The organism is Chachezhania sediminis, assembly GCF_009765275.1.
In the GTDB taxonomy this organism is placed as follows: domain Bacteria; phylum Pseudomonadota; class Alphaproteobacteria; order Rhodobacterales; family Rhodobacteraceae; genus Chachezhania; species Chachezhania sediminis.
This window is the reverse complement of the sequence record NZ_VOPH01000002.1, coordinates 1-26,662: the sequence shown is the minus strand read 5'-3', so window position 1 is coordinate 26,662 and position 26,662 is coordinate 1. Positions and strand designations below refer to the sequence as shown.

Here is a 26,662-nt window from a genome sequence, read left to right as displayed (position 1 = left end):
TCCTCCATCGCGGCGGGCCGCGTGCCCGCCCTGACCGATGAGGAAGTCTAGCGTGTTTGAAGGGGCTCGGAAACCGGTCTTGCCGGGGTGACATGTCTGCCAAGACCACACGCCGTCAGGCGGGACGTCGATCGGATCGAGAGAAGGGCAGCGGCCGGCCCGCGGGGAGGTCGCAAAGCGGCCGCCCATGTCTTGAAACGGGGGGGGCGGGTCGGCCGTTGCCCAGCCTGCGGCCGGGCGAAAAGCTGAAACCGATGACCCGAAACTCAACCCGGTGATATTGCCCGCCGGCCGAAAAGCTACACCCGGTGATACGGGCCGCCGGCCAGGATCGTCGCGGCGCGGTACAGCTGTTCGGCCAGCATCACCCGGACCAGCATATGGGGCCAGACCATCTTGCCGAAGGACAGGGCCATGTCGGCCTCGGCGCGCAGCGACGGGTCCAGACCGTCGGCGCCGCCGATCAGGATGGCCACGTCGCCCCGGCCCTGGTCGCGCCATCCGGCCAGCTGGTCCGCGAAGGCGGGCGAGGTCAGGGTCTTGCCGCGTTCGTCCAGGATCAGCGTCACGGCCCCGTCGGGGCGGGCCTTGCGCAGCAACTCCGCCTCGGCCGACATGCCGATGTTCTTCTTGTCCTCGACCTCGGCCACGCGGGCCGGGCCAAGCCCCAGCGCGCGGCCGGTCCGGTCGAAACGGGTCAGGTAATCGTCGACAAGCGCCTGTTCTGGTCCGGCGCGCAGGCGCCCGACCGCGCAGATCGTAAGTCGCATTGCCGGTCCTTTCGCGCCGGGGTCAACCGGCGACGGCGTGTCGTTGGGGGCGTCCCGGCGTCAGGTCGAGGCAGTAGCAGGAGCACCGGCCGGCAGCCACATCTTTTCCAGCTGGTAGAAATCGCGCACTTCGGGACGGAACACGTGGACGATGACGTCGCCCGTGTCGATCAGCACCCAGTCGCCGGTTTCCTTGCCCTCGATCCGGGCATTGCGCCCGAAGTCGGATTTCAGCCGTTCCACCAGCTTTTCCGACATGGCCGACACCTGACGCGAGGAGCGCCCGGTTGCCACGACCATGTAGTCGCCAATGGAAGATTTGCCGCGCAGATCGATCTGCACGATATCTTCGGCCTTATCGTCGTCGAGAGAGGTCAGAATCCGATCGAGGAGCGTTTCGCTCGTCGGATCGTCTTGGGCCGCCGGCTTTCCGGCCCGGTCGTCAGCGGCCAGGGCCGCGTCAGTAAGGGTCGACAGGACAGTGTCCTCCTGTTTGTACGTCCGCCGGCTGTCCTGACAATTAAGGGCCGGGGGAGGCTGGGTTGTCCCTTTAACCTAGCAATTTTTGCGCGACAATTCAATGACGACCGCCGGGCATGCCAGCGCATGGTTAGTTTCCGCTTCATCATCTGCAATTTCCGGTTGTGAATCGGCCAATGGCGAAGCCTTGATAGACGGGCGGACAGGCTGTATCTGCGCTGCATGATCGTTGTTTTCGACCTGGATGATCGCGCCCGGCTGACCGAGCGCTTTTTCGGCGCCGCCAGATCGGTACTGGCGCGCGGCTGACGTCCTGCGGACCCTCAGGCAACACCAAGAATACCCATACGTCCCGAAAAGGGAGAGGACCGATGTCCCCCAAGACGCTTTACGACAAGATCTGGGATGCCCATGTCGCCCACGAGGCGGAAGACGGCACCTGCCTTCTGTATATCGACCGCCATCTGGTGCACGAGGTGACCAGCCCGCAGGCCTTCGAAGGTCTGCGCATGGCGGGCCGCAAGGTGCACGCGCCGGACAAGACCATTGCCGTGCCGGACCATAACGTACCGACGACCGCCGACCGGGTGAACGGAATCACCAACGAGGAAAGCCGCATCCAGGTCGAGGCGCTGGACCAGAACGCCCGGGAATTCGGCCTGCACTATTATCCGATGGACGACATCCGTCAGGGGATCGTCCACATCGTGGGTCCGGAACAGGGCTGGACCCTGCCCGGCATGACTGTCGTCTGCGGCGACAGCCACACGGCGACCCACGGTGCCTTCGGCGCGCTGGCCCACGGCATCGGCACGTCCGAGGTGGAACATGTGCTGGCCACCCAGACACTGATCCAGAAAAAGTCCAAGAACATGAAGGTCGAGATCACGGGCAAGCTGCGCCCGGGCGTCACGGCCAAGGACATCACCCTGTCGGTGATCGGCGAGACCGGCACCGCCGGCGGCACCGGTTACGTCATCGAGTATTGCGGCGAAGCCATCCGCGACCTTTCGATGGAAGGCCGGATGACCGTCTGCAACATGGCGATCGAAGGCGGCGCCCGCGCCGGCCTGATCGCGCCGGACGAGAAGACCTTTGAATACTGCATGGGCAAGCCCCACGCGCCCAAGGGCGCCCAATGGGAAGCTGCGCTGAACTGGTGGAAGACGCTTTATTCCGACGATGACGCCCATTGGGACAAGGTCATCACGCTGAAGGGCGAAGACATCGCGCCGGTCGTCACCTGGGGCACCAGCCCCGAAGACGTGCTGCCGATCACCGCGACCGTCCCGCACCCCGAAGACTACAAGGGCGGCAAGGTCGACGCGGTGAAGCGGTCCATCGACTACATGGGCCTGACCGCGGGCATGCCCCTGTCGGAGATCGAGATCGACACGGTCTTCATCGGCTCGTGCACCAATGGCCGGATCGAGGATCTGCGCGCCGCGGCCGAAGTGCTGAAAGGCAAGAAGGTCAAGGACGGCCTGCGTGCCATGGTCGTTCCGGGTTCCGGCCTGGTCCGTGCCCAGGCGGAAGATGAAGGCCTGGCCGAGATCTTCGAGGCAGCCGGGTTCGAATGGCGCCTTGCGGGTTGTTCGATGTGTCTGGCGATGAACCCGGACCAGCTGGCCCCGGGCGAACGCTGCGCCTCGACCTCGAACCGGAACTTCGAGGGCCGTCAGGGCCGTGGCGGCCGGACCCACCTTGTCAGCCCGGCCATGGCCGCAGCGGCCGCCGTCACCGGCAAGCTGACCGACGTGCGCGACCTGATCTGATCGGGTTCTCGCCGCGCCCCCGCTTCGCGGGGCGCGGCGCAGGGGCAACGATGCCCCGTTTCCTGTGCTGCCAATGGTTTAGGCAATGGCGCAGCGCCCCGAAAAACTGTAGGGCTTGGGTCAATCTCAACTCCCTGGGGGGCAGTACCATGAGCGACTGGCTGAAATTCCTGTTCCTGGGCATCGCGTCCGTCATCTTCGGCGTGATCGCACTGGGCAATACCGTGGCGGCCTCGCTGGCCGTCGCCATCATGACCGGGGCGTTGTTCCTGGTCGTCGGCGTGATCCAGATCTGGGGTGGCATGACCACCAAGGCGATGGAAAACCGCCTGCTGACCATCATGATGGGCATCCTTGCGGCGCTTCTGGGCGCGTCGTTCCTGTACAATCCGCTGGAAGGCGCGGTGTCTCTGGCGCTGCTGATCCTGATCCTGATGGGTCTGGGCGGCATCATCCGCATCATCATGGCCTGGTCCATGCGGGCCAGCCCCCTGTTCTGGGCGATGCTGCTGTCGGGCGCGCTGTCGGTCCTGCTGGCCGGCTATATCTGGAGCTACTTCGCCGAGATCTCGACCAGCCTGCTGGGCATCCTTCTGGGGATCGAACTGATCTTCAACGGCGCCGGTCTGGTGGTCATGGGCCTGTTCCTGCGGGCCAAGACCAAGGGCTGATACGCATGGGGCGCTGCCCGACAGGGCCGCGCCCCGAAGACAAAGCAACGGTGACCAGGATCCCGCCCGGTCACACCTGCATCTATTGCGGCACCGGGATCTGCTGGGTCAGATTGGTCCACACGCCGACCGACGGCGGTCTTGTCCCTGACCTTCCCATGTCTTCCGGGGTGAGACCGACAAGACGGACGTGACCTGCGTCACGATCCCGACCGGGGCGGCCCGACCGCCCCGCCTTTCCCGCCGAATACATCCTGCAGACACGATCCCGCGGCCCGGAAACGGGGGCGGGTCCACGTATTTCTTCTTCCGCTACGCCTGTCCGGCCCCGAAGAACGCTGGCGGCCACGTCATGGTGGGGTCCGAAACGCTGGTCCGTCAGGGCCGTATGTTCAGTCCTTCTTTTCCGAGATCATGCACATGAAGGGCTTTACGTCGTCGGGCGCAAAAACGAGATCGCCCAGGATCGTGACGACCCGTTGTTCGCGGTTGCGCTTGGCGGCGTTGATTTCATAGTCGATGTGGCCCAGCCCCGCGGTGCTGTCGAGATATTCCATGAACGCCCGCATCACCCGGACCGGTGTGCGGTCCATCAGGTCATCGGGGCCTTCGAACATGTAATCCGCCTCGCCCTCGTGGGCGCCGTGCATGATGACGGCCTGATACTTCTTCATGACCCGCTCTCCTGGATGGTCCCTTGGTGTCCGGGGGGGGGCGCTGTCGCCTGCCGGATCCGGCGCGACCCTAGGCGCGGGATATAAACGCCATGTGACAGACCTGCCGGAACGCGGGGCGACTTGTCCCGGGGCGCGAGGCATGATTAAGAAGGCCATCCCGATCAGGAGAGACGCCATGGACAAGTTCGAGAAACTCACGGGCATTGCGGCACCGATGCCGATGATCAACATCGATACCGACATGATCATTCCCAAGCAGTTCCTGAAAACCATCAAGCGGTCGGGCCTAGGCGTGAACCTGTTCGACGAGATGCGTTACGACGACAACGGCAACGAGAAGCCCGATTTCGTCCTGAACAAGCCCGCCTATCGCGAGGCGGAGATCCTTGTGGCCGGCGACAATTTCGGCTGCGGTTCTTCGCGCGAACATGCGCCCTGGGCGATCAAGGATTTCGGCATCCGCTGCGTGATCGCGCCCAGCTTTGCCGACATCTTCTACAACAACTGCTTCAAGAACGGCATCCTGCCGATCGCCCTGCCGCAAGAGGTGGTCGACGTTCTGATGAAGGACGCTGAAAAGGGTGCGAACGCACGCATGATCGTGGACCTTGAAGCGCAGACCGTCACTACCTCGGACGGCGAGTCGTTCTCGTTCGAGGTCGATTCCTTCAAGAAGCGCTGCCTGCTGGAAGGCTTGGACGATGTCGGCCTGACCATGGAGAAGGTCGGCGCCATCCAGTCCTACGAGGCGCAGCTGGCCACCCAGCGCCCCTGGGTCTGAATTGCTCAGCCCGGACCCGATGGCGGACCGGGCACCACATGCGGGCGCAGGTCGCCCCTGTCATGCGCGTCGCCCGGCCGGGCGGGGCGCATGTTTCGCTCTGGGGCTGCTGGCGTGGCTGATTGCCGGTCCGCTGGCCGCCGATACCGTCCGCATTGCCACCTTCAATGCCGAACTTCAGCGTGACGGCCCCGGCCTTCTTCTGCGGGATATCGACCGTGGCGAGGACAAGCAGATCGCCGCTGTCATCGATATGATCGCCGTGGCCGCCCCCGATATCCTGGCCCTGCAAAGCATCGACTGGGACCATGACGGCCTGACCCTGGCGGCCTTCACCGCCCGCCTGGCCGATGCCGGGATCGACTATCCCCACACCTTCTTTCCCCGCGGCAACCGGGGCCTGCCGTCGGGTGCCGATCTGGACGGCGACGGCAGGCCGGGCGAACCGGAAGACATGCAAGGTTTCGGCGCGTTCACGGGGCAGGGGGCCATGGCGATCCTGTCCCGTTTCCCGATCCTTGCGGACAGGGCGCAGGTCTTCGACGCGTTGCTGTGGCGCGATCTGCCCGGCGCCGACCTGCCCGTCCATCCGGACGGCAGCCCCTTCCCGTCATCCGAGGCGTTGCAGGTCCAGCGCCTGTCCTCCTCCGGTCATTGGGCGGTGCCGGTCGAATTGCCGGGCGGGCAGGTCCTGACGGTTCTGACCTTTCACGCGGCGCCCCCGGTTTTCGATGGACCCGAGGATCGCAATGGCAGACGCAATGCGGACGAGATCCGGTTCTGGCCGCTGTGGCTGGACGGCGCCTTCGGCCCCCTGCCGCCCGGTCTGCCGGTCGTGGCCGGGGATACCAATCAAGACCCGGCAGAGGGCGAAGGCCGCAAGGCGGCGATCCAGGCCCTGCTGGCCGACCCGCGCCTGCAGGACCCGTTCGCCGGTGCGACAGGCGATCTGGCCACTGTCGAGTGGGACGGGATCGGACGGTTCCGGGTCGACTATGTCCTGCCCTCGGCCGACCTGAGCGTCGTCGATGCCGGCATCCTGCGTCCCGGGGCGCAGGGGATCGGCGAAGGCGCCAGCCGCCATGCGCTGGTCTGGGTGGATTTGCATTTTCCGTAGGGGCACCTGAAGCCTGAATGTGACGCAACGATCCTTCTGCGGACTGTCATCCTTGCAAGCCCGGGCTTTACAGGCCTGCCCCCTTTGCGCCACAGAGTGCACCTACAACAGGGACATTGATATTTCGGCGCCACGCATCCGGCCGGCGCCCCAAGACGGAGACTTCCATGGTGCATGCCATCAAGACCACGCCCGCGCCGCTGTCGGCGGCCGCCCTCACGGAACCGCCCGCCCCGGGTGAAACGATCGAGGTCGCGCCCGGCGTGCTCTGGATGCGGTTTCCGTTGCCGTTCCAGCTGGATCACGTGAACCTCTACCTGATCGAGGACGACGACGGTTTCGCCCTGCTGGATACCGGCATCTGCGACGACCGCACCAAGGAGATCTGGGACCACGCATTCCAGAATGCGCTGAAGGGTATCAGGCTTTCGCGCCTGATCGTGTCGCACCACCACCCGGACCATATCGGCCTGGCGGGCTGGATGACCGAACGATTCGGCATCCCGCTGCACATGACCCTGACGGAATACCTGATGGGCAGCTATCTGGGGCTGGGCCCCTTCGCGGAAAAAGGCCATTTCTATTCCGACTTTTACCTGAAGCACGGCGCCACAGCCGAACAGGCAAAGGTCGTGGCCGGCAGGGGGCTGCACTACCTTCAGATGGTCTCCGGCCTGCCGGACGACTTCATCGCGCTGGATCCCTCGCAGGGTTTGACGCTGGGCGGACGAAAGTTCGAGGTGCTGACCGGCGGCGGGCATTCGGTGGACCAGGCGATGCTGTACTGCCGGGACGAGAACTTTTTCATGGCGAGCGACCAGATCATCGAGCGGATTTCGCCCAATGTCTCGGTCCACGCGATGGAACCCCATTCGGACCCGCTGGGTGCCTTCGTCCGGTCGCTGAACCAGATCAAGCGGGTCGTGCCGGCCGATGCGGTCACCTTTTCGGGCCACCGTCTGCCGATTGCGGCGCCCCATGTCCGCGCGGATGAACTGATCGCCCATCATGACGAACGGCTGGACAAGGTGGTGGAGATCGTCAGCCCAAGCCCGCTGACCACGGCAGAGATCACGCCGCTGCTGTTCCACCGCCAGCTGGACCCGCACCAGTTTTCCTTCGCATTTTCCGAGGCACTGGCACACGTGAACCGGCTGGTGGAAGACGGGCGGCTGGAATGGCTGGTCGACGACGGCATCCACCGCGTCCGCCCGACCTGACGGCGGGATTGTTCCCCCGCGTTCAGCTGTGACCACCTCGTAGGGTGCGCGGTCCCCGCACATCTTTACGTCTTACGCGTTGGGCGGGGTTTGCCCAGCCGCCCCGGCCGACGATCTAGAGATCCCGGATCCAGAACTGGAGACGCTTCGGCGTCTCCTCTGCCTGGTCCCGGTCCTTCCAGCGGAACTCTGCCACCGCGTCGGGCAGGGGCGCATAGCCCCGTTTGCGCCAGAACGGGTCGAGTGGCGCGTAATCCGCGGGCCGGGCCGGGTGATCCGCCGGCCGGATCACGCCGCAGAAGGCCGACCGGGTGAAGCCCAGGGCCCGGCCATGGGCCTCTCGGGCGTCGAAGAAACCGTGGCCGATGCCCTGTCCCCTAAAGCCTGGCAGCAGCACCGATTCCGCGCAGTAGAAGACCGTGGACAGGTCGATCCCCGTGCCGTCGAAGGCCGCCGCGAAGTCGTCGGCATGGTCCGTCAGCGGCGTGCCCGTGGCCGCCCCCACCAGCCGCGCGCCGTCGTAGGCCCCCACGACGATGGCGCCGGGGCTGGTGCGATAGCTTTCCAGGTACTTCCGTTCATAGGCCAGGTCGCCGTCGTAGAGATACGGGAAGGCATGGAAGACCTCGATCCTCAGGCGGGCGACATCGTCAAGGGCCGCGTCCAGCGCCGGGCCGGTCAGGACGCGCAGCTCGGTCACCGCAGGTGCTCCGGTTCGCCCCATTTCTCGGTCATGCGCTCGATCAGCTGATCGCGGGTCTGGCGATAGCTGACCAGCTTCGCCTCGCGGCTTTCGCCCTGTCCGGTCGGGTCCAGGATCGGCCAGTATTCCACGTCCAGCGCATAGAACCGCGTCAGGTCCAGCGCGCGCTGCTGGCTGGCCGGCGACAGGGCGACGATCAGGTCGAACGAGCTGAGATCGTCGCCCAGTTGTTCCATCTGGTCGAAGGACCGCGCCCGGTGGCGGGACAGCTCGATATCCATTTCCTGGCAGACGGCGATGGCGAAGCCATCGATTTCTAGGTCGTGCTTCACGCCCACGGACTGGACATAGGTGCCGGTGCCGTAAAGCTTCTTCATCAGCCCTTCGGCCATCGGCGAGCGAACGGCATTGTGGTCGCAGCAGAATAGAATGGACTGCGGCAGCCGTTCGGCCATGATCAGCCCCCGAAGTGCAGCACGCAGATGAGGGTGAAGAGACGCCGCGCGGTGTCCTCGTCGATCTCGACCTTGCCGTCCAGCCGTTCCTGCAGGATGCGGCTGCCTTCGTTGTGGATGCCGCGCCGGGCCATGTCGATGGTCTCGATCTGGCTGGGGGGCAGGCTTTTCACCGCTTCGAAATAGCTGGCGCAGATCTGGAAATAGTCCTTCACCACCTGCCGGAAGGGCCCCAGCGACAGGTGGAATTCCGCCGCCTTTTCGCCATCTGCGGTGGTCACGTCGAAGACCAGTCGCTTGTCCCGGATCGCCAGCCCCAGGTTATAGGGGCCTTCGGGCGTGTCCCGGTCGTCGCGCCGGGGGAGGACAAAGGTGTTTTCCTCCAGGAGGTCGAACATCGCCACCTTGCGTTCCTGTTCGATCTCGGGCGTCGGCGGCGCAAGGCCAGTTTCGTCCAGGGAAATTTCGGCGATATGCGACATGGGCGACGGTTCACTCAGTTCAGACTGTCGAGCCTTGCGCGCACCGACAACCCGTGGGCCTGAAGGCTTTCGGATTGCGCCAGGCGTTCGGCTGCAGGGCCGATAGCACGCAGGGCGTCCGGAGTCATCTTCGCCATGGTCGTCCGCTTCAAAAAGTCCATGACAGACAGGCCGGAAGAAAAGCGGGCCGACCGCGCCGTGGGCAGCACATGGTTCGGGCCGCCGACATAGTCGCCGATGGCCTCGGGCGTCCAGGCGCCAAGGAAGATGGCGCCGGCATGGCGGCACTTGGCGGCCAGCGCATCCGGATCGGCCACGCAAAGTTCAAGGTGCTCCGGCGCAATCCGGTTCGACAGTTCCGCCGCTTCGTCCAGCGAGGCCACGGTGATCACTGCGCCGAAGTCGTGCCAGCTGGCGCCGGCGATTTCCGACCGTTCCAGCATCTCCAGGCGGCGGGCGACGGCCTCGGTCACGGCCTGGGCCATCTTCGGACTGTCGGTGATCAGGATCGACTGCGCGCTCTGGTCGTGTTCCGCCTGGCTCATCAGGTCCAGCGCGATCCAGTCGGGGTTGTTGTCCTCATCCGCAATGACCAGGATTTCCGACGGGCCCGCGATCATGTCGATGCCCACCTTGCCAAAGACCTGCCGCTTGGCCGCCGCGACATAGGCATTGCCCGGACCGGTGATCTTGTCGACCGCCGGGATGGTTTCGGTGCCATAGGCCAGCGCCGCCACCGCCTGCGCGCCACCGATGCGATAGATTTCGTCCACGCCCGCCAGCCGCGCGGCCAAGAGGACCAGCGGGTTCACCACGCCATCGGGGCAGGGGACCGTGATGGCCAGCCGGTCCACGCCGGCCACCTTGGCCGGCACCGCGTTCATCAGGACGGAGGACGGATAGGACGCCAGCCCACCGGGCACGTAAAGCCCCGCGGCCGTCACAGGTCCCCAGCGCCAGCCCAGCGTGGCGCCTTCGGGATCGGTCCAGGATGCGTCCTGCGGCATCTGGCGGACGTGGTAGGCACGGATCCGCTGCGCGGCCAGTTCCAGCGCCGACCGGTCGTCGGGGTTCACGGTCTCGATCGCCGCGTCGACCTCGTCGGCGGAAAAGGCAAGCGTTTCGGGCGTCAGGGACAGGCGGTCGAAGCGTTCCGTCAACTCGATCACCGCCGCGTCGCCGCGGGCGCGCACATCGGCGATGATCGCCGACACGGTATCGGCCACGTCGGGCGCATCCTCGCGCTTGGTACCCAGAAGCGTTTCGAACTTCGCGGCGAAATCGGCGTCGGTCGTGTCGAGAAAAACAGGCATCGTGCCCTCCATCGTTCAGAGGGGGATATCCAAGGGTCCGCCGGGTCTCAAGACCCGGCTTGTCCCGTGGGGGTCGGGGATCAGTCCGGGTGGCCCGGCATCTTGCCCGACGGTGCCTGATAGGGGCGGGTCACGTCGCGCAGGGTCACGTCCAGCGTTTCGACCTCCAGCCGGATGGCGCCGTCGCCGGCCAGCGTGATCAGGACCGCGCCGGTGCCGTCCTCGCCGGGTTCGAAGGTGACCGACAGGACCGACAGGATCGTGTCCTTGTCGCTGCGGTCGATGCCCTGGCTGGCCACGCGCATCGCGTCGGCCACGATCAGAAGCGACTGCACCCGTTCCACCGGCCGGTGGCGGCGTTGCGCGCTGGGCGCGTCTTCCCAGCGGAAGCGATTCAGCAGCAGGGCAAAGCGGCGTTCGGCTGGCAGCCACTTGATTTCCGTGATTGGGAAGACCGCGTCCTGCACCAGCGAGGATACGACCTGCAGATCCTCGGCATCCACGGCGCCCAGGTTCAGCGGGGCCTCGCGGCCGTCTTCAAAGCGTGCGTCCTGTGTCACTGGGCTTGGGTCCGTTCGATCTTGGCGCCGACGGCCTGCAGCTTCTCGACCACGCGCTCATAGCCGCGGTCGAGGTGCTGGACCTCGGACACGATGGTGTCGCCTTCCGCTGCCAGCCCCGCCAGGATCAGCGAGACCGAGGCACGAAGATCCGTTGCCTCGACCGGTGCGCCCTTCAGGCGGGACACGCCGGTCACCCTGGCGGTGCCGCCGTGCACCTCGATCTGGGCGCCCATGCGGCCCAGTTCCGGAACGTGCATGAAGCGATTCTCGAAGATCCGTTCCTCCAGCACGCTTTCGCCTTCGGCCGTGCACAGCAGCGCCATGATCTGGGCCTGCAGGTCGGTGGGAAAGCCCGGGAAGGGTTCGGTCACCACATCGACTGCATGGATCCGGTTGTCGCGGCGGCGGACGGACAGGCCGGCCTCGGTCTCCGTCACCTCTATTCCCGCCTCGTCCAGCTTGTCGCAGAAGCTGGCCACCAGCTCGCGCCGGCCGCCCAGGCATTCCACCGTGCCGCCGGTGATGGCGGGCGCCAGCATGTAGGTCCCCAGCTCGATCCGGTCGACGACCACCGGGTGGGTCGCGCCGTTCAGCCGGTCCACCCCCTGGATCGTGATGGTCGAAGTGCCTTCGCCCTCGATCTGGGCGCCCATCCGGCGCAGGCAGACGGCCAGGTCGACAATCTCCGGTTCGCGTGCGGCGTTGTTGATGACCGTGGTGCCCTTGGCCAGCGTTGCGGCCATCAGCGCGTTTTCGGTTGCACCCACGGACACCAGCGGGAAGTCGATGATCCCGCCCTTCAGCCCGCTGGGCGCCTTGGCATGGACGTAGCCGCCTTTCAGTTCCATTTCTGCGCCCATGGCTTCCAGCGCCTTCAGGTGCAGGTCGACGGGGCGCACCCCGATCTCGCAGCCGCCGGGCAGGGACACGACCGCGTGTCCGTCGCGGGCCAGCATCGGGCCCAGGACAAGGATCGAGGCGCGCATCTTGCGCACGATGCCGTGGTCGGCGGTGTGGTTGTTCAGGTCATGGCAGGACATGGCCAGCACCTGGCCGTTCTTCAGCGCGGTGACTTCGGCCCCCAGCGAGGTCAGCAGATCCGTCATCGTGCGGATGTCGCTGAGACGCGGCGCATTGGTCAGCGTCAGCGGTTCCTCGCTCAGAAGGGCTGCCGGCATCAGCGTCAGGCAGGCGTTCTTGGCGCCCGCGATGGGGATCTGGCCATTCAGCGCCCCGTTGCCCGTCACGACGATCGTGTCCATGAGCCTTACCTTTCCTCGCTGCCCGACGTCTGTGCGTCGCCTTCGTTGTCCCCCGTCGCGTCAACTGACGCGCGCGCCCGCGCCTGCGCCTTGCGCCGGGCCATGTTGGCTTTCAGCGCGGCTTTCAGACGATCTTCGCGGTCCGTTCCGGGGCGGGACGGGCCCGTTTCCCGTGGCTGACCGCCGGGTCTTCTACCGGTGGGGTTCTCTGCCATGGGCCCTACCTATCCTAGCATGGAAAAAGCGTCCAGATTGCCCTTGCACGGGGTGGCGATTGAGTCTAATTCACCGCCCACGTTGCTGTGGTAGCTCAGTGGTAGAGCACTCCCTTGGTAAGGGAGAGGTCGAGAGTTCAATCCTCTCTCACAGCACCATCCTTCCGTTGAAATGTGTTGTAACCCGGATCGTGTTCACATCGGCGCATATGCGTTCGATGGGACGACTGGTGTTGGACTGCCATCCGGAGGAAGATCGTTTCGGCCGAGGCAGAGCGCGTCGCTACGATGGCTGGGACCAGGACCAATTCATCCTGCACCGCCGCTCTGACGGTCACGTGAACATGTATTGTCGCAAAGACACTTGGGCTCCTTGCGCTGCCACCACGGTCGGAGCCAGCCTGGGTCCTGACCTCCGACCTTGGTAGTACCTGCCTTCGAGTTCGGGCTTGTCAGGAAACAGGTTCTGGCCCGGTCCGTTACCGCAAGAATTTCCGAAACTGCAGATACGCCAGCCAGAACAATACGGTGCCGATCAGGAGGAGGGCCAGGAACTGCGGCCAGACGACCTCCAGCCCGGCGCCGCGGAACATGATCGCCTGCGACAGGATGATGAAATGGGTATTGGGGGCCAGAAGCATGATGGCCTGGATCGCTTCGGGCATGCTCTCGCGCGGGGTCAATCCGCCTGACAGGATGTTCAGCGGCAGCAGGACCAGAATCAGTAGAAGCCCGAATTGCGGCATCGATCCGGCCACCGTCGCCAGGAAGATCCCCAGCGCGGTCGTGGCGAACAGCATCAGGACCGCCCCAAGGAAGAACAGGCCCAGCGACCCGGCGATCGGGATCTGCAGCGCCCCCTGCAGCACGAAGGTGATCCCCACAGCCGAGGCCAGAAGTACCACTGCGCCCATGGACCAGATCTTGGACAGCATGATTTCGGCCGCGGACACGGGCATGACCAGCAGGTGTTCGACCGTGCCGTGTTCCTTTTCCCGGATCAGGGCGGCGCCGGTCAGGATGATCGACAGCATCGTGATCGACATGATCACGCTGTTTACCGCGCCGAACCAGCTGGCGTTCATTTCCGGGTTGAACCGCGCGCGCAGGACAAGATCGACGGGCATCCGGGGTGTCGACCGGACGCGGTCGACATATTCCGACACCTCGTTCGTGACGATCTGCTGGATATAGCCTGCGCCGGTGAAGGCCTGGCTCATCCTTGTGGCGTCCACGTTCAGCTGGATTTGCGGAACGTTGCCTGCCAGCACGTCGCGGGCGAAGTCGGGCGGGATGTCCAGCGCGAAGGTGTCCTGCCCGCGGTCCATGCGGGCGTCCATCTCGGTAATCGTGATCAGATCCGGGGGCACGAAATAGGGCAGATAGAAGGCCGATGCGATTCGGTTCGACAGGGTCGAGCGATCCTCGTCCACGATCGAGATCGTGGCATTCGACAGCGTGTCCGGCAGGGCGTTCGATTCGGTGTAGATCGACAGGGTGAAGGAATAGACGATCAGCACCAGCATCGCCGGATCGCGCAGAAGGCCGCGCAGTTCCTTGACGCCCAGCTGGAAGACATTGGCCAGGTTCATCGCCTATTTCTCCTGCTTGCGCAGCGCCATGGTGGCGATACCCAGGATCACCGGGATGGCCACCGCCAGCGCCAGGAGCGACGCGGACAGGTCGGTCAGACCGAGCGACTTGGAAAAGGCCCCGCGCGAGATGATGATGAAATGGCTGGTGGGATAGATCTCGCCGATCACGCGCCCCGCGCCCTGCAGGGACGACACCGGGTCGATCATGCCGGAAAACTGGGACGCCGGAATCATGGTCAGCATCGCGGTCGCGAACAGCGCCGCGACCTGGCTGCGCAGGAAGGCCGAAAAGACAAGGCCCAGCGCCGTCGCGCACATGACGTAAAGCAGACCCGCCAGCGTGTAGGCCATCAGGCTGCCCGTGAAGGGCACGCCCAGAACGAAGACGGCGCAGGCCGACATCAGGGCAAAGTTCAGCATCGCCAGCACGACATAGGGCATCTGCTTGCCCAGCAGGAATTCGATTCGCGTCACCGGCGTGACGTAGAAATTGACGATGGACCCCAGTTCCTTTTCCCGCACAACCGACAGGGCGGTCAGCATGGCCGGGATCATCATAAGCAAAAGCGGGATGACCGCCGGGGCCATGGCGATGATGCTCCGGACCTCGGGGTTGTAGCGATAGCGGGTGACCAGTTCGAAATTCCCCGCGGTGCCGGCGTCGCCATAGGCCACGCGGGCGGCGCGCTGCAGCCATTCGGCGTGCATGCCCTGCACGTAGCCGCTGACCGTTTCGGCCCGGGTCGGGTTGGCGCCGTCGATCCAGGCTGCCACTGCAACCTCTCGGCCGCGGGCGACGTCGGCGGCGAAATTTGCCGGGATCTCGATCGCGAGGCTGAGGGCCCCGCTGCGCATGCGTTCGTCCATGTCGCGATAGTTCAGGATCGGGTCCTGTTCGATGAAGTACCGGGACCCGGACAGGTCGGCGATATAGCTGCGGCTGACGAACGTATCGTCGCGGTCCAGCACGGCAAAGGTCAGATCCTCGACATCCATGTTGATGCCATAGGCGATCACCAGCATCAGGATCAGCGAACCCAGAAGCGCCATGGTCAGCCGGATCGGGTCGCGCTGAAGCTGCAGCGCCTCCAGCCGGGTATAGCTGAGAAGCCGCCGCAGGCTGAAGCCGCCGGTTGCGGCATGCTGGGCCAGACCTTGCTTCGCCAGTGCGGTGTCGGGCGGGGGGGCGGTATCGTCGGACGTGCCTATGGCCTCTTCCAGATAGGCGATGAAGGCATCTTCCAGCGTGTCCGCGCTCTTCATCCGCGTGATCTCGGCCGCGGTTTCGCTGACCAGCACGCGGCCCGCATGCATCAGCGAGATGCGGTCGCAGAGTTCCGCCTCGTTCATGAAATGGGTGGAAACGAAGATCGTAACCCCGTCCTTGCGCGACAGGTCCGACAGGATTTGCCAGAACCCGTCCCGTGCCACCGGGTCCACGCCGGATGTCGGTTCGTCCAGGATCAGGATTTCCGGCCCGTGGATCATCGCCACCGCCAGCGACAGGCGTTGCCGGATGCCCAGCGGCAGGGCGTCGGGCAGGGCGTCCATCACGTCGTGCAGGTCGAACCGGTCGGCCATTTCCCGGGTCCGCCCGGGAATCTTCGCGGGGTCCATCCCGAACAGGCGCGCGTGCAGGTCCAGGTTCTGCGCCACCGTCAGTTCGGTATAAAGGGAAAATGCCTGGCTCATGAAGCCCACGCGCCGTCGGACGTCCATATCGCGGGGATCGACCGTGGCGCCGAACAGTTCGGCCCTGCCCTCGGTCGGTTCCAGCAGGCCGGTCAGCATCTTCATCGTCGTGGTCTTGCCGCAGCCGTTGGACCCCAGGAAGCCGAAGATTTCTCCCTTCCGGATGCGGAAGCTGACGTCGTCGACCGCGGTGAAATCGCCGAAGCGCATGGTCAGGTGCTCGGCCTCGATGGCCGGGACGTCGCTGTCGTCCTTGCCACGGGGCGGGATCGTCACCTTGGAATGGCCACGACGTGCGTCTTCGGGCAGCAGTGCGATAAAGGCGGTGTCCAGGTCCTTGGCCCCGGTCTGGGCCAGCAGGTCGGCGGGCGCGCCGGTGGCCAGGACCTTCCCGGCGTTCATCGCCACCAGCCAGTCGAAGCGCGCGGCTTCTTCCATGTAAGCGGTGGCGACGATGACGCTCATGGTCGGGCGTTCGCGGCGAATCTCGTCGATCAGTTCCCAGAATTGTCGGCGCGACAGGGGGTCCACCCCGGTCGTGGGCTCGTCCAGGATCAGGAAATCGGGGTCATGGATCAGCGCACAGCACAGTCCCAGCTTCTGCTTCATGCCGCCCGACAGCTTCGCCGCCGGGCGGTCGCGGAAGGCGGACATGCCGGTGGCTGCCAGCAGCGTGTCGATGCGGCGCGTCCGTTCCCGGCGGTTGTGCCCGAAAAGACGGCCGAAGAATTCCGCGTTCTCGAAGACCGAAAGCGTAGGGTACAGGTTCTTGCCCAGACCCTGGGGCATATAGGCGATGCGGGGGCAGACCGCGGTCCGGTGACCGGCATCGGCCATGTCGCCGTCCAGCACCCGGGCGGTGCCGTCCTGGATCACCTTGGCGCCCGACAGCAGCGACAGCAGGCTGGACTTGCCCACGCCGTCGGGGCCGATCAGGCCGACCATCTGGCCGGCCGGGATGTCCAGCGTCACGTCATCCAGCGCAAGGGTCTTGCCATAGCGCAGCGTCAGCCCCGCGACTTGTGCGACGGCGCCCGACGAAGTCCCTGACTGGGTCATTGCACGACGTTGGTCAGGAAGGCCGGCCAGGGCGTGTCCGGGTCAGTCTTCACATAGGCGTCGCCGGGCAGGCCGGTCTTAACATAGGTGATGTACTTTTCCAGAAGTGCGGAATCGATCCGTGCGCGGACGCGGAACATCAGCTTGTCGCGTTCGTCCGGTGCCTCGACCGTCTTGGGCGTGAACTGCGCCACGTCCGCGACATAAGAGATATGGGCCGGCAGCACGTAATCGGGTGCCGCGTCCATCACCAGCCGCGCCTCGGCCCCGACGGCCACGCGGCCGGCCTGCGCGGTGGGCAGGAAGAAGGTCATGTAGATGTCGGTCAGGTCCACCAGGCTCAGAATTCGGGCGCCGGCTGACACCACCTCGCCCTCGCGCGCGACCAGGTACTGGATCCGGCCTTCGCGCGGAGAGGTCAGGGTGCTGTCCTCGATCTGCTTGGTGACATAGTCGATCTGGGCCTTGGCCGAATCGACCGCGGCCTCGGCATCGTTCACCTGCGCCCTGGCGCTGCCGATGGTGGCCTCGGCGGCGATGACATTGGCCTTGGCCGACGCGACGGTGGCTTCCGCCCGCTTGTAATCGGCGATATCGGCATCCAGCACCTGCTGGGCCACGATGTTGTTCTTGGCCAGGCTCTTCGATCGCGCGACCTCGGCCTCGGCCAGGGTCTGGCCGGCTTCGGCCTGGGCCACGGCGGCCTCGGCCGCGGTCTTCTGTGCCTCTGCCTGTGCCACGATGCTTTTGGCCGTCTCGATGGCCACCTTCGCACGTTCCAGTGCGGCCTCGGCCTGGCGTTTCTGGGCTTCCAGCAGGACGGTGTCCATCCTCACCAGAACGTCGCCCTTTTGGACGATCTGGCCTTCGTCGACCGTGATTTCCGCGATCCGGCCGCCGGCTAGGGCGGCGATCTCGATCTCCGTCCCTTCGATGCGGCCGTTGCCGGTTGCGATGCCGTCCGGCAGGCCGGGATCGGTCAGGACGGACCAGGCCGTGAAGGCCGCGACACAGGCCAGGATGGCGGCTCCGAAAACCAGCAACTTCCGTCTGTTACGCGTCATGAACTCGTATCCGGGCTAAGGGCGCCCGTCGCGTGGTGCGACGGGGTCCGATGGGGGGTCCCTACAGGATGCAAGGGCGTCCGGGCATCGTCAATGCGCCAAACCGCTCGGTTCGATTCCGTGCCGGTTCATAAGAAAAAGGCCCGCCTGACAGCGGGCCTTCACGAACTGGCAGCAGGGTGCGTGGTGCTCACGCACCATCCACGATCACAGCTTTTCGGTCAGTTCCGGTACGGCCGAGAACAGGTCTGCAACCAGGCCGAAATCCGCGACCTGGAAGATCGGCGCTTCTTCGTCCTTGTTGATCGCGACGATCACCTTCGAATCCTTCATGCCCGCAAGGTGCTGGATCGCGCCCGAGATGCCGACGGCAACGTACAGGTCCGGTGCAACCACCTTGCCGGTCTGACCGACCTGCCAGTCGTTCGGGGCATAGCCCGAATCGACAGCCGCACGCGATGCGCCGACAGCGGCGCCCAGCTTGTCGGCCAGGGCTTCGATGATGGCAAAGCTTTCCTGCGAACCCACGCCACGGCCGCCCGACACGACGATGCCGGCCGAGGTCAGTTCCGGACGGTCGCTTGCGGCAACTTTGTCCTCGACCCATTCCGACAGGCCCGGCAGATCCGGCAGCGACACGGTTTCGACCGAAGCCGAACCGCCGGCGCCCACGGCGTCGAAGGACGCGGTACGGACCGTGATCACCTTGGTCGCGTCAGCCGATTTCACGGTCTGGATCGCGTTGCCGGCATAGATCGGGCGTTCGAACGTGTCGGCATCGACCACGCCCGAGATGTCCGACAGCACCATCACGTCCAGAAGTGCTGCCACGCGGGGCATCACGTTCTTGGCGTCGGTGGTGGCGGGCGCCAGGATGTGGCTGTAGTCGCCGGCCAGCGATGCGATCAGCGCCGCGGTCGGTTCCGCCAGGCGGTGACCCAGGGCGGCGTCTTCGGCCACCAGGACCTTGGACACGCCGTCGAGCTTCGCCGCTTCGGCGCCCGCATCTGCGGCCGATGCGCCGGCGGCCAGGACGGTCACGTCGCCCAGGGCCTTTGCCGCGCTCAGCGCCTTGGCGGTGGCATCGACACTCAGCGTGCCGTCGGTGATTTCAGCAAGCAGAAGAACAGCCATCAAACAGCCCCCACTTCTTTCAGTTTCGCAACGAGTTCGTCGACCGAGCCCACCATGATGCCGGCCGCGCGGCCCGCCGGTTCCGAGGTCTTGACGACCGTCAGGCGCGGCGTGACGTCGACGCCGTAATCGGCGGCGGTCTTTTCATCCAGCGGCTTCTTCTTCGCCTTCATGATGTTCGGCAGCGACGCATAGCGCGGTTCGTTCAGGCGCAGGTCGACCGTGACGATGGTGGGCATCGCCACCTTGATCGTCTGCAGGCCGCCGTCGACTTCGCGGGTGACCAGGGCGTTGTCGCCTTCGATGTCCAGCTTCGACGCGAAGGTCGCCTGGGACCAGCCCAGAAGCGCCGACAGCATCTGGCCGGTGGCGTTCATGTCGTTGTCGATGGCCTGCTTGCCGCACAGCACGATGCCCGGCTGCTCTTCATCGACAACGGCTTTCAGGATCTTCGCGACGGCCAGCGGTTCGATGTCGTTGTGCACGTCATCGGCGGCCACGACCAGGATCGCACGATCGGCGCCCATGGCGAGAGCGGTCCGCAGGGTTTCCTGCGCCTGCTTCACACCGATCGAGACGACGACGATCTCTTCCGCCTTGCCGGCTTCCTTCAGTCGGATCGCCTCTTCGACGGCGATCTCGTCGAAGGGGTTCATCGACATCTTCACGTTGGCAAGATCGACCCCGCTGCCATCCGCTTTCACACGGACCTTCACGTTGTAGTCGATCACGCGCTTGACAGGGACCAGGACCTTCATGGCGTCTCTCCTAAGTGTTATTTCACGAGCCCGGTCGACTCGTGCTTCGTTGGATGGGCCTGTTGATAACGAGGCCCACCGCAGGGTTACAGCGTTAATGCGTCCCCGAAACCCGAAAGACGCTGCGTTTGCAAGCTGACTTGACGCAAATGGCGCCCCTGCAAAACATTATTCCGCAGTGCAAAATCGCCGCACCCGTCGATCACCGGCCGGTTGAGGGTCGATATGCGCGGCTCCGCATTGGGCGATTTGCCCGACTGCGCGGTGCAGGCTAGGCTTGTCAGGACTACAGGAGACACAGTGCAATGACCATCCGTGCCGAGGTCGAGATCGTCGTGAGGGCCGAACGTCATGCCGTCGGGACAGTTCGCGCCTATACCATGCAGACCCGCGACCTGATCGGGGTGCAGTGGCGCGATTTCTTCGATGCCGGCTACGAAATTCCGCACCGCGTCGGCGCAGGCAGCCTTGGCATTTCCTTCGCGGCCGACGGTCTGGGCGGCTTCCGCTATGCTGTGGCGCAGGAGGTGTCGCAGGTTCCGGCAACGCTTGCCGATGGTCTTTGCGACGTGGTCCTGTCGGCGGGCAACTATGCCGTGCTGAGGGCGAAGGGCCCGATGGCGGGCCTGCCGGACAGTTTCGACTGGATGTTCTCGGACTGGCTGCCCCGGGCGGACGTGGTCCAGCGGGAAGGCGCGGTCTTCGAATACTACCCGCCCGCCAGCGATCCTGCCGCCCTGGACATGGATTATGAAATCTGGGTGCCGGTCCGGGCAGGGCCCTAGGGTCAGGCCGCTAGCGGTTGGCGCCGGGCACCCACAGCACGTCGGACCGACCGTCGTCGTTGGCTATGCGGGCGGCGACGAAGAACCAGTCGGACAGACGGTTTAGATACCGTATGGCCTCGGCATTCACCGCCTCGACCCCGGCCAGTTCGACGGTCAGCCGTTCGGCCCGGCGGGCGACTGTGCGGCAGACATGCAGATGTGCGGCCAAGGCCGATCCGCCCGGCAGGATGAAGCTGCGCAGGGGCGTCAGCCTGGCGTTCATCGCGTCGATTTCTGTCTCCAGCCGGGTGACCTGTTCGGCCACCATGCGCAGCGGGGGATATTCGGCGGTCGCATCCTTGTCGAGGTCGGGATTGCAGAGGTCGGCGCCCAGGTCGAACAGATCGTTCTGGATCCGGGACAGGGCGCTTTCCGCGTCGCCCGTCGCGTGCAGACGCGCGACACCCAGGGTCGAATTCAGCTCGTCCACCGTTCCATAGGCCTCGACCCTTGGCGAATGCTTGGCCACGCGGGCGCCGTTGCCCAGTGCGGTTTCGCCCTTGTCGCCAGTGCGGGTATAGATCTTGGACAGGACAACCATCGATTACCCTCCGGCCATCATGCCGCGGACGGTCACGAAGAGAACGATCAGCACCACGGCGATGAACTGGCACAGAATCCGCAGGCGCATCATCTTGTTGCCGTAGTTCTTGTTGAATTTGCCGCCCTTGGCGTAGCCGCCGATGCCGATCATCAGCACCAGCACGGTGGCGCCCATGGCGACCAGGATCGCGATGTAGAGTGCATGTTCCATTCTGCGCTTCTCCTGACTGCGGTCCCGGAATCTGTCGGGCGCATGTCCGGATCTAGCGGTTCCGGCCCGGAAAGCGAACCGGAAATCCATTCATGTCTTCAGATGTGAAGCGTGATCCAATCCGCAACCCGCGTGGGCAGGATGCCGCGGAGGTAGTAGCTGATCCAGGTCGGCACCGTCACGGGATAGCGCGCTTTCGGCCGTTTTGCGTCCAGTGCCCGCAGAACTTTCTTCGTCACCGCAGACGGCGGCAGTTCGAACGGGTCGGGGCCCACATTTCCGTACATCCGTTTGACCAGCGTCTGTTCGTACCTGTCGCGCAGGACGGAATTCCTCCAGTCGATGTATTTTTCGAAGTAATGGACGCCGTTCTGGCGGAACTTCGTGGTGATCGGGCCTGGTTCGATCAGGATCGGGTGGATGCCGGTGCCGTGCAGTTCCAGCCGCAGCGTGTCGGTATAGCCTTCCAGCGCGAACTTGGTCGACGCATAGGCGCAGCGCCAGGGAATCGTGACCAGCCCCAGCGAGGACGAGCAGTTGACGATTCGCCCGTGCCCCTGGGCCCGCATCACCGGGATCACCTTGCGGGTCAGGCTGTGCCAGCCAAAGAAATTCGCTTCGAAGATCGCGCGCAGGCCGTCGGTCGGCAGATCCTCGGCCGCGCCCGACAGGGGATGGGCGCCGTTGTTGAACAGCGCGTCCAGCGTGCCGCCGGTGGCCCGAAGCACCTGTGCCAGCCCGCTTTCGATGCTGGCCTCGTCGGTATAGTCGATGCGGGGGCTGTCGAAGCCCAGGGACCGCAGCTCCTCGCAGTCCTTTTCCTGCCGGCAAGAAGCGAAGACACGCCAGCCGGCATCGCGCAGGCCCATGGCCGCGTCGCGGCCGATGCCGGACGAACAGCCGGTGATCAGGATGGTTTTCTGCTGCATTTCAAACCTTTGCCGAAGCCGAGCCGGCGTGTTGTGGCGCGGATCGCGGGGCGGTGCAACGGGAACGGGATCAGCCGTTGGGCGCCGACACAAGCGAGGCGGCGACATAGCCCAACTGGTCATCCCCGACCGTGCGCAGCATCAGCCAGCCATTGGAAGGTTCGCCCACGACCCGCACCTGGGTCCCTTGGGACAACTGGCCCACGACGTCGAAGCCGGTGCCGGGCCCGCCGCGCATGTTCACACGGGTGGCGGTGATCTGGCGGATATCGGGGCCGTCCACATCTTCCTCGACCATCACCTCGGTCGGGGCCTGATCGTCCGAGGCGGCGTCGATCAGAACGCTCAGGCCCGCGGTGCCCAGCCCGGCCAGCGCGGTGCCGGTGGTTTCCAGCGCCGACAGCCGCGTGACCGGCGCGCCGCCATTGGGCAGTGTGGTCAGGCCAAACTTGATCTGTTCGGCGGCAGTGGGTTGGGGCGGGGGTGCGGTCACGACCGGCTTGGTGGCCAGCGTCTCGACCTGGGCCAGAACGGTCTCTGCCTGCAGGGGGCGGGCCTCGGCGGGCTGGGCCACGACGATGACCGCGTCGCGTTCGGTCACGTCGACCGGGGATTCGGGCGCGAATTCTACCGACCGGCGGACCTTCGCAGGTTCGAAATCCGCGCCGCCGCTAAGTTCGTAGAACGCCAAACCGAGTAGGAGAAAGGAAACAAGGACAAACCGAAACATTACGCCCCCCTGAGGCTTCACTCCGGCAGCACGATCTTGCCGGGAGCCAGTACATTAATCAAATGCCAGATTCGCGAAACCCGCAGCAAGCATTGCCGCGGACAGTGCTGCAAATAGGGCTCTGTGGCGGTGCGGCAATGCTTTACGCTGCCCGTCAGCCAGCGTATCACCGCATCTATGAGCGACACGTCAGACGACCCCAAGATGCAGCCCCCAGCCGGGGTATCCGGTGGCCCCGTGGCCTTGGCCGAACCGCTGCGCCGGGCCATTGGCGAACGCTATCTGACCTATGCGCTGTCGACGATCATGCACCGGGCGCTGCCGGATGCGCGCGACGGGCTGAAGCCGGTCCACCGGCGAATCCTGTTCGCGATGCGCGAATTGCGGCTGACCTCGACCGGCGGCTTCCGGAAGTCCGCCAAGATTTCGGGCGATGTGATGGGGAACTATCACCCCCATGGCGATGGCGCGATCTATGACGCGATGGCCCGCCTGGCCCAGGACTTCAACGTCCGCTACCCGCTGGTCGACGGGCAGGGCAACTTCGGCAACATCGACGGCGACAACCCCGCGGCGTCCCGTTATACCGAAGCCCGCCTGACCGTCGTGGCCGAGGCGCTGCTGGACGGCCTGAACGAGGACGCGGTCGATTTCCGCGATAACTATGACGGAACGCTGACCGAACCGGTCGTGCTGCCGGCCGAATTTCCGCATCTTCTGGCCAATGGCGCCAGCGGCATCGCGGTGGGGATGGCGACGAATATCCCGCCCCACAACATCGCGGAACTGTGCGATGCCTGCATCCACCTGATCAAGACGCCGGATGCCCGTGACGACACGCTGCTGAACTACGTGCCCGGGCCCGATTTCCCGACCGGTGGCGTGATCGTGGAAGACCCGGCCTCGATCGCGCAGGCCTATCGGACCGGCCGTGGCGGCTTCCGCCTGCGGTCCAGCTGGGAGGTCGAAAAGCTCGACCGCGGCGTCTGGCAGATCGTCGTGACCGAGATCCCGTATCAGGTCCAGAAATCCAAGCTGATCGAGAAGCTGGCAGAGCTGATCCAGCTGAAGAAGGTCCCGATCCTGGCCGATGTTCGCGACGAAAGCGCCGAAGACGTGCGCATCGTTCTGGAACCCCGGTCCAAGAACGTCGACCCCGAGGTGATGATGGGCCTCCTGTTCCGAAGCTCGGAGCTGGAAGTGCGGGTTTCGCTAAACATGAACGTGCTGATCGACGGGCTGACGCCCAAGGTCTGTTCGTTGAAGGAAGTGCTGCGTGCCTTTCTGGACCACCGCCAGGAAGTGCTGCAGCGCCGGTCACGCCACCGGATGGAAAAGATCGACCACCGGCTGGAAGTGCTGGAAGGCCTGCTGGTCGCCTTCCTGAACCTGGACCGCGTGATCGACATCATCCGCTACGATGACGAGCCCAAGGACGCGCTGATGCGCGAGGTCTGGGGCAAGGATTTCCCGCGGGCCATGTCCGAGGCCGACTATGTGCCGCCGGCGCCCTCGGACGACTATTCCCTGTCGGAACTGCAGGTCGAATCGATCCTCAACATGCGGCTGCGCGCCCTGCGCCGGCTGGAGGAGATGGCCCTGCTGACCGAACAGTCGGACCTGATGGCCGAACGCGCGGATCTGGAAGATCTGCTGTCCGACCCTGCCCTGCAATGGGCGCGGATCACCGACCAGCTGCGCGAGACCAAGAAGAAATTCGGCCGCGATTACCCGGGCGGCGCCCGCCGGACGCGTTTTGCCGAGGCCGGCGTGGTCGAGGACGTCCCCCTGGAAGCCATGATCGAGCGCGAGCCGATCACCGTCGTCTGTTCGCAGATGGGATGGATCCGGGCCATGACCGGCCATATCGATCTGACGCGGGAGCTGAAGTTCAAGGATGGTGACGGCCCCCGCTTCATCTTCCATGCGGAAACCACCGACAAGCTTGTGCTCTTCGGGTCGAACGGGCGCTTCTATACCTTGTCGGCGGCGAACCTGCCCGGCGGGCGGGGCATGGGCGAACCGGTGCGCCTGATGGTCGACCTGCCGAACGAGGCGCAGATCGTCGACCTGTTCCTGCACGTGCCGGGCCGGAAGCTGCTGGTCGCCTCCAGCGCGGGGGACGGATTCGTCATCGATGCGGAAGAGGTGCTGGCGCAGACCCGGACGGGTCGGCAGGTGCTGAACGTGAAGGACAATGTCGTGGCCCGGATCTGTCGGGCGGTGACGGGGGACCATGTCGCCGTCGTGTCGGAAAACGGCAAGCTGCTGGCCTTCCCGGTGTCCGAACTGCCGGAACTGGGCCGGGGCAAGGGCGTGCGGCTGCAGAAGTACAACATGGCCCGCGGCCGTCAGGGCGCGCTGGAACTGGACGGCGGCCTGTCGGATGCCACGACCTTCGACCTGGCCACCGGGCTCAGCTGGCCCGCGACCGGCGGGCGGACGCGGACCGAAACCGACATGACGCCCTGGATCGGCCGGCGCGGCGGTGTGGGCAAGCGCCCGCCACACGGTTTCCCGCGGAATTACCGCTTCTCATGAGGTATCGGCAGCAAGGCCCTGCCGGGTCCGGTTTGCGCAGGACGCGGGCTTGGGCTATCGCTGTTGCGCATTCTGCCCTACGGACCCTGGAACGGACCCCTGCATGACCCGACTTCGCCTTTGCCTCGCCGCGCTGGTTGCCGCCGTCACCCTGGTCGCCTGTACGGCCGACGTGCCGTTGCAGCAACAGCCCAAGGTCGACCTTGGCAACTTCAAGCTTGGCCACGTGATCGTCATCTCGTCCAAGATGAAGAAGGGCCCGGTCTCCCGCGATGCGACCGAAGAGGAATGGAACGCCGCAGTCCGCAAGGCGGTCCAGGATCAGCTGGGCCGCTACCAGGGCGACCAGTACTATAATTTCGGTATCTCGGTCGAAGGCTATGCGCTGGCGCCGGGTGGTATTCCGGTCATCTACAACCCGAAGTCGCTGCTGATCCTGCGGGTCACGGTCTGGGACGATGCCCGCCGCGTGAAGCTGAACGAGACGGTGCACCAGCTGTCGGTGTTCGAGGACACGACCTCGGGGTCTTTCTGGAAGGGCTCGGGCCATGCCCGGACCAAGGCGCAGCAGATGGCGGGGCTCAGCGCCAATGCGGCTGAGAAGATCGAAGACTGGCTGGCCGAAATGCACGCGACCAACGGCTGGTTCGATGCGCGGCCCGACGGCAAGGCCGGCGACCGGCCGGCAATGATGGGCCAGCCGATCCCGGTGCAGAAGACGCCCGGTGCGGTGCAGGGCGCCATCGACGCGACAAAGGCCGGTGGGACGGCGCCGGCCGCGCTGCCGCCCGTTCTGCCGACGGGTGGCTAGGTCGGACGGGGACGTCCTGCAACGGCCCTTTTCTCCCTGCGGCAGCGGGGCCCAGATGGCTTGATTTTAGGTTTCGAACCCAATATGTCGCGCCCGCAGTACGACAACCTCGGGTCGCGTAGGATGACGCGCGCCCCTCAATCTGAAAAAGGCGCCCGACGATGGCAAAGGAAAAGTTCGCACGTACGAAGCCGCACGTGAACATCGGCACGATCGGTCACGTTGACCACGGGAAGACGACTCTGACGGCCGCGATCACGAAGTATTTCGGCGAGTTCAAGGCC

28 protein-coding genes and 1 tRNA gene are annotated in these 26,662 nt (G+C 65.2%); 10 read left to right on the top strand and 19 right to left on the bottom strand.

Annotated elements, in window-relative coordinates; translation table 11 throughout:
• Window positions 1-299 precede the first annotated feature (299 nt).
• Window positions 300-770 (bottom strand): 23S rRNA (pseudouridine(1915)-N(3))-methyltransferase RlmH, encoded by a 471-nt coding sequence (gene rlmH, locus FQK05_RS05130; RefSeq protein ID WP_158964849.1) that lies wholly within the window; start codon window positions 768-770, stop codon window positions 300-302.
• A gap of 60 nt (window positions 771-830) precedes the next feature.
• Entirely contained in the window at window positions 831-1,223 is a 393-nt protein-coding gene (gene rsfS / locus FQK05_RS05125) for a ribosome silencing factor (protein WP_233270436.1), read from the bottom strand.
• Between the two features lie 398 nt (window positions 1,224-1,621).
• On the opposite strand from rsfS, the gene leuC reads away from it, so the two are divergent.
• Both leuC and FQK05_RS05115 read left to right on the top strand, forming a co-directional pair.
• Window positions 1,622-3,025 carry a 3-isopropylmalate dehydratase large subunit gene (leuC, locus tag FQK05_RS05120; RefSeq protein ID WP_158964848.1) on the top strand — a complete coding sequence of 468 codons (1,404 nt, stop codon included), beginning with the start codon at window positions 1,622-1,624 and terminating at the stop codon, window positions 3,023-3,025.
• 149 nt (window positions 3,026-3,174) lie between these two features.
• Window positions 3,175-3,696 (top strand): HdeD family acid-resistance protein, encoded by a 522-nt coding sequence (locus tag FQK05_RS05115; protein ID WP_158964847.1) that lies wholly within the window; start codon window positions 3,175-3,177, stop codon window positions 3,694-3,696.
• Between the two features lie 392 nt (window positions 3,697-4,088).
• Here FQK05_RS05115 and FQK05_RS05110 read toward each other — a convergent pair whose 3' ends face one another.
• Window positions 4,089-4,370: a hypothetical protein gene (locus FQK05_RS05110; RefSeq protein ID WP_158964846.1), complete on the bottom strand. Its 282-nt coding sequence runs from the start codon at window positions 4,368-4,370 to the stop codon at window positions 4,089-4,091.
• Window positions 4,371-4,548: 178 nt separating this feature from the next.
• On the opposite strand from FQK05_RS05110, the gene leuD reads away from it, so the two are divergent.
• The 3 genes from leuD (at window position 4,549) to FQK05_RS05095 (ending at window position 7,491) form a co-directional block, all read left to right on the top strand.
• Window positions 4,549-5,154 (top strand): 3-isopropylmalate dehydratase small subunit, encoded by a 606-nt coding sequence (gene leuD, locus FQK05_RS05105; protein ID WP_158964845.1) that lies wholly within the window; start codon window positions 4,549-4,551, stop codon window positions 5,152-5,154.
• 19 nt (window positions 5,155-5,173) lie between these two features.
• Window positions 5,174-6,271, top strand: coding sequence for an endonuclease/exonuclease/phosphatase family protein (locus FQK05_RS05100; protein ID WP_158964844.1), 1,098 nt, complete (start codon window positions 5,174-5,176; stop codon window positions 6,269-6,271).
• A gap of 167 nt (window positions 6,272-6,438) precedes the next feature.
• Window positions 6,439-7,491 (top strand): MBL fold metallo-hydrolase, encoded by a 1,053-nt coding sequence (locus FQK05_RS05095; protein WP_158964843.1) that lies wholly within the window; start codon window positions 6,439-6,441, stop codon window positions 7,489-7,491.
• Window positions 7,492-7,606: 115 nt separating this feature from the next.
• Here the strand turns inward: FQK05_RS05095 and FQK05_RS05090 are convergent, their stop codons facing one another.
• The 7 genes from FQK05_RS05090 to FQK05_RS26010 all read right to left on the bottom strand — a co-directional run bounded on the left by FQK05_RS05090 (window position 7,607) and on the right by FQK05_RS26010 (window position 12,484).
• Window positions 7,607-8,215 (bottom strand): GNAT family N-acetyltransferase, encoded by a 609-nt coding sequence (locus FQK05_RS05090; RefSeq protein WP_158964842.1) that lies wholly within the window; start codon window positions 8,213-8,215, stop codon window positions 7,607-7,609.
• The gene (locus tag FQK05_RS05085; RefSeq protein ID WP_158964841.1) at window positions 8,188-8,649 is read right to left on the bottom strand and encodes an arsenate-mycothiol transferase ArsC; all 462 of its coding nucleotides are present in this window, start codon (window positions 8,647-8,649) and stop codon (window positions 8,188-8,190) included. Before FQK05_RS05085 ends, FQK05_RS05090 begins: the two co-directional genes overlap by 28 nt.
• A 2-nt stretch (window positions 8,650-8,651) precedes the next feature.
• Entirely contained in the window at window positions 8,652-9,131 is a 480-nt protein-coding gene (locus FQK05_RS05080) for a UPF0262 family protein (RefSeq protein ID WP_158964840.1), read from the bottom strand.
• 14 nt (window positions 9,132-9,145) lie between these two features.
• Complete coding sequence (hisD, locus tag FQK05_RS05075) at window positions 9,146-10,444, bottom strand: histidinol dehydrogenase (protein ID WP_158964839.1); 1,299 nt, start codon at window positions 10,442-10,444, stop codon at window positions 9,146-9,148.
• An 80-nt stretch (window positions 10,445-10,524) separates the two neighbouring features.
• Window positions 10,525-11,004 (bottom strand): DUF2948 family protein, encoded by a 480-nt coding sequence (locus FQK05_RS05070; protein WP_158964838.1) that lies wholly within the window; start codon window positions 11,002-11,004, stop codon window positions 10,525-10,527.
• Window positions 11,001-12,269: a UDP-N-acetylglucosamine 1-carboxyvinyltransferase gene (murA, locus tag FQK05_RS05065; protein ID WP_158964837.1), complete on the bottom strand. Its 1,269-nt coding sequence runs from the start codon at window positions 12,267-12,269 to the stop codon at window positions 11,001-11,003. The genes FQK05_RS05070 and murA overlap by 4 nt, the downstream gene beginning before the upstream one ends.
• A 5-nt stretch (window positions 12,270-12,274) precedes the next feature.
• Window positions 12,275-12,484, bottom strand: a complete 210-nt coding sequence (locus tag FQK05_RS26010) for a hypothetical protein (protein ID WP_158964836.1) — start codon at window positions 12,482-12,484, stop codon at window positions 12,275-12,277.
• 84 nt (window positions 12,485-12,568) lie between these two features.
• Between FQK05_RS26010 and FQK05_RS05055 the strand changes: the two genes are divergently transcribed.
• Window positions 12,569-12,643 (top strand) — tRNA-Thr (locus FQK05_RS05055).
• Window positions 12,644-12,963: 320 nt separating this feature from the next.
• On the opposite strand, the gene FQK05_RS05050 is transcribed toward FQK05_RS05055, so the two are convergent.
• From FQK05_RS05050 to FQK05_RS05030, 5 genes are all read right to left on the bottom strand, one after another.
• A complete protein-coding gene (locus FQK05_RS05050; RefSeq protein ID WP_158964835.1) occupies window positions 12,964-14,076 on the bottom strand; it encodes an ABC transporter permease in 1,113 nt (370 codons plus the stop codon).
• A 3-nt stretch (window positions 14,077-14,079) separates the two neighbouring features.
• Window positions 14,080-16,830, bottom strand: a complete 2,751-nt coding sequence (gene rbbA / locus FQK05_RS05045) for a ribosome-associated ATPase/putative transporter RbbA (protein ID WP_158964834.1) — start codon at window positions 16,828-16,830, stop codon at window positions 14,080-14,082.
• Window positions 16,827-17,894, bottom strand: a complete 1,068-nt coding sequence (locus FQK05_RS05040; RefSeq protein WP_158964833.1) for an HlyD family secretion protein — start codon at window positions 17,892-17,894, stop codon at window positions 16,827-16,829. Before FQK05_RS05040 ends, rbbA begins: the two co-directional genes overlap by 4 nt.
• A 207-nt stretch (window positions 17,895-18,101) precedes the next feature.
• Window positions 18,102-19,028, bottom strand: a complete 927-nt coding sequence (locus FQK05_RS05035) for an electron transfer flavoprotein subunit alpha/FixB family protein (RefSeq protein ID WP_158964832.1) — start codon at window positions 19,026-19,028, stop codon at window positions 18,102-18,104.
• Window positions 19,028-19,786: an electron transfer flavoprotein subunit beta/FixA family protein gene (locus FQK05_RS05030; protein ID WP_158964831.1), complete on the bottom strand. Its 759-nt coding sequence runs from the start codon at window positions 19,784-19,786 to the stop codon at window positions 19,028-19,030. The genes FQK05_RS05035 and FQK05_RS05030 overlap by 1 nt, the downstream gene beginning before the upstream one ends.
• Window positions 19,787-20,091: 305 nt before the next feature.
• Between FQK05_RS05030 and FQK05_RS05025 the strand changes: the two genes are divergently transcribed.
• Window positions 20,092-20,571, top strand: coding sequence for a GyrI-like domain-containing protein (locus FQK05_RS05025; protein ID WP_158964830.1), 480 nt, complete (start codon window positions 20,092-20,094; stop codon window positions 20,569-20,571).
• 10 nt (window positions 20,572-20,581) lie between these two features.
• Here the strand turns inward: FQK05_RS05025 and FQK05_RS05020 are convergent, their stop codons facing one another.
• From FQK05_RS05020 to FQK05_RS05005, 4 genes are all read right to left on the bottom strand, one after another.
• Window positions 20,582-21,154 carry a cob(I)yrinic acid a,c-diamide adenosyltransferase gene (locus FQK05_RS05020; protein ID WP_158964829.1) on the bottom strand — a complete coding sequence of 191 codons (573 nt, stop codon included), beginning with the start codon at window positions 21,152-21,154 and terminating at the stop codon, window positions 20,582-20,584.
• 3 nt (window positions 21,155-21,157) lie between these two features.
• Window positions 21,158-21,367, bottom strand: a complete 210-nt coding sequence (locus tag FQK05_RS05015; RefSeq protein ID WP_158964828.1) for a twin transmembrane helix small protein — start codon at window positions 21,365-21,367, stop codon at window positions 21,158-21,160.
• 98 nt (window positions 21,368-21,465) lie between these two features.
• A complete protein-coding gene (locus FQK05_RS05010; protein WP_158964827.1) occupies window positions 21,466-22,296 on the bottom strand; it encodes an SDR family NAD(P)-dependent oxidoreductase in 831 nt (276 codons plus the stop codon).
• Window positions 22,297-22,366: 70 nt separating this feature from the next.
• Entirely contained in the window at window positions 22,367-23,026 is a 660-nt protein-coding gene (locus FQK05_RS05005; RefSeq protein WP_158964826.1) for an SH3 domain-containing protein, read from the bottom strand.
• Between the two features lie 177 nt (window positions 23,027-23,203).
• Between FQK05_RS05005 and FQK05_RS05000 the strand changes: the two genes are divergently transcribed.
• The 3 genes from FQK05_RS05000 to FQK05_RS04990 form a co-directional block, all read left to right on the top strand.
• Window positions 23,204-25,567, top strand: coding sequence for a DNA topoisomerase IV subunit A (locus tag FQK05_RS05000; protein ID WP_158964825.1), 2,364 nt, complete (start codon window positions 23,204-23,206; stop codon window positions 25,565-25,567).
• Window positions 25,568-25,670: 103 nt separating this feature from the next.
• Window positions 25,671-26,378, top strand: coding sequence for a hypothetical protein (locus FQK05_RS04995; protein ID WP_158964824.1), 708 nt, complete (start codon window positions 25,671-25,673; stop codon window positions 26,376-26,378).
• Between the two features lie 161 nt (window positions 26,379-26,539).
• A partial coding sequence (locus FQK05_RS04990; RefSeq protein ID WP_233270435.1) for a GTP-binding protein occupies window positions 26,540-26,662 on the top strand: 123 nt, incomplete at its 3' end.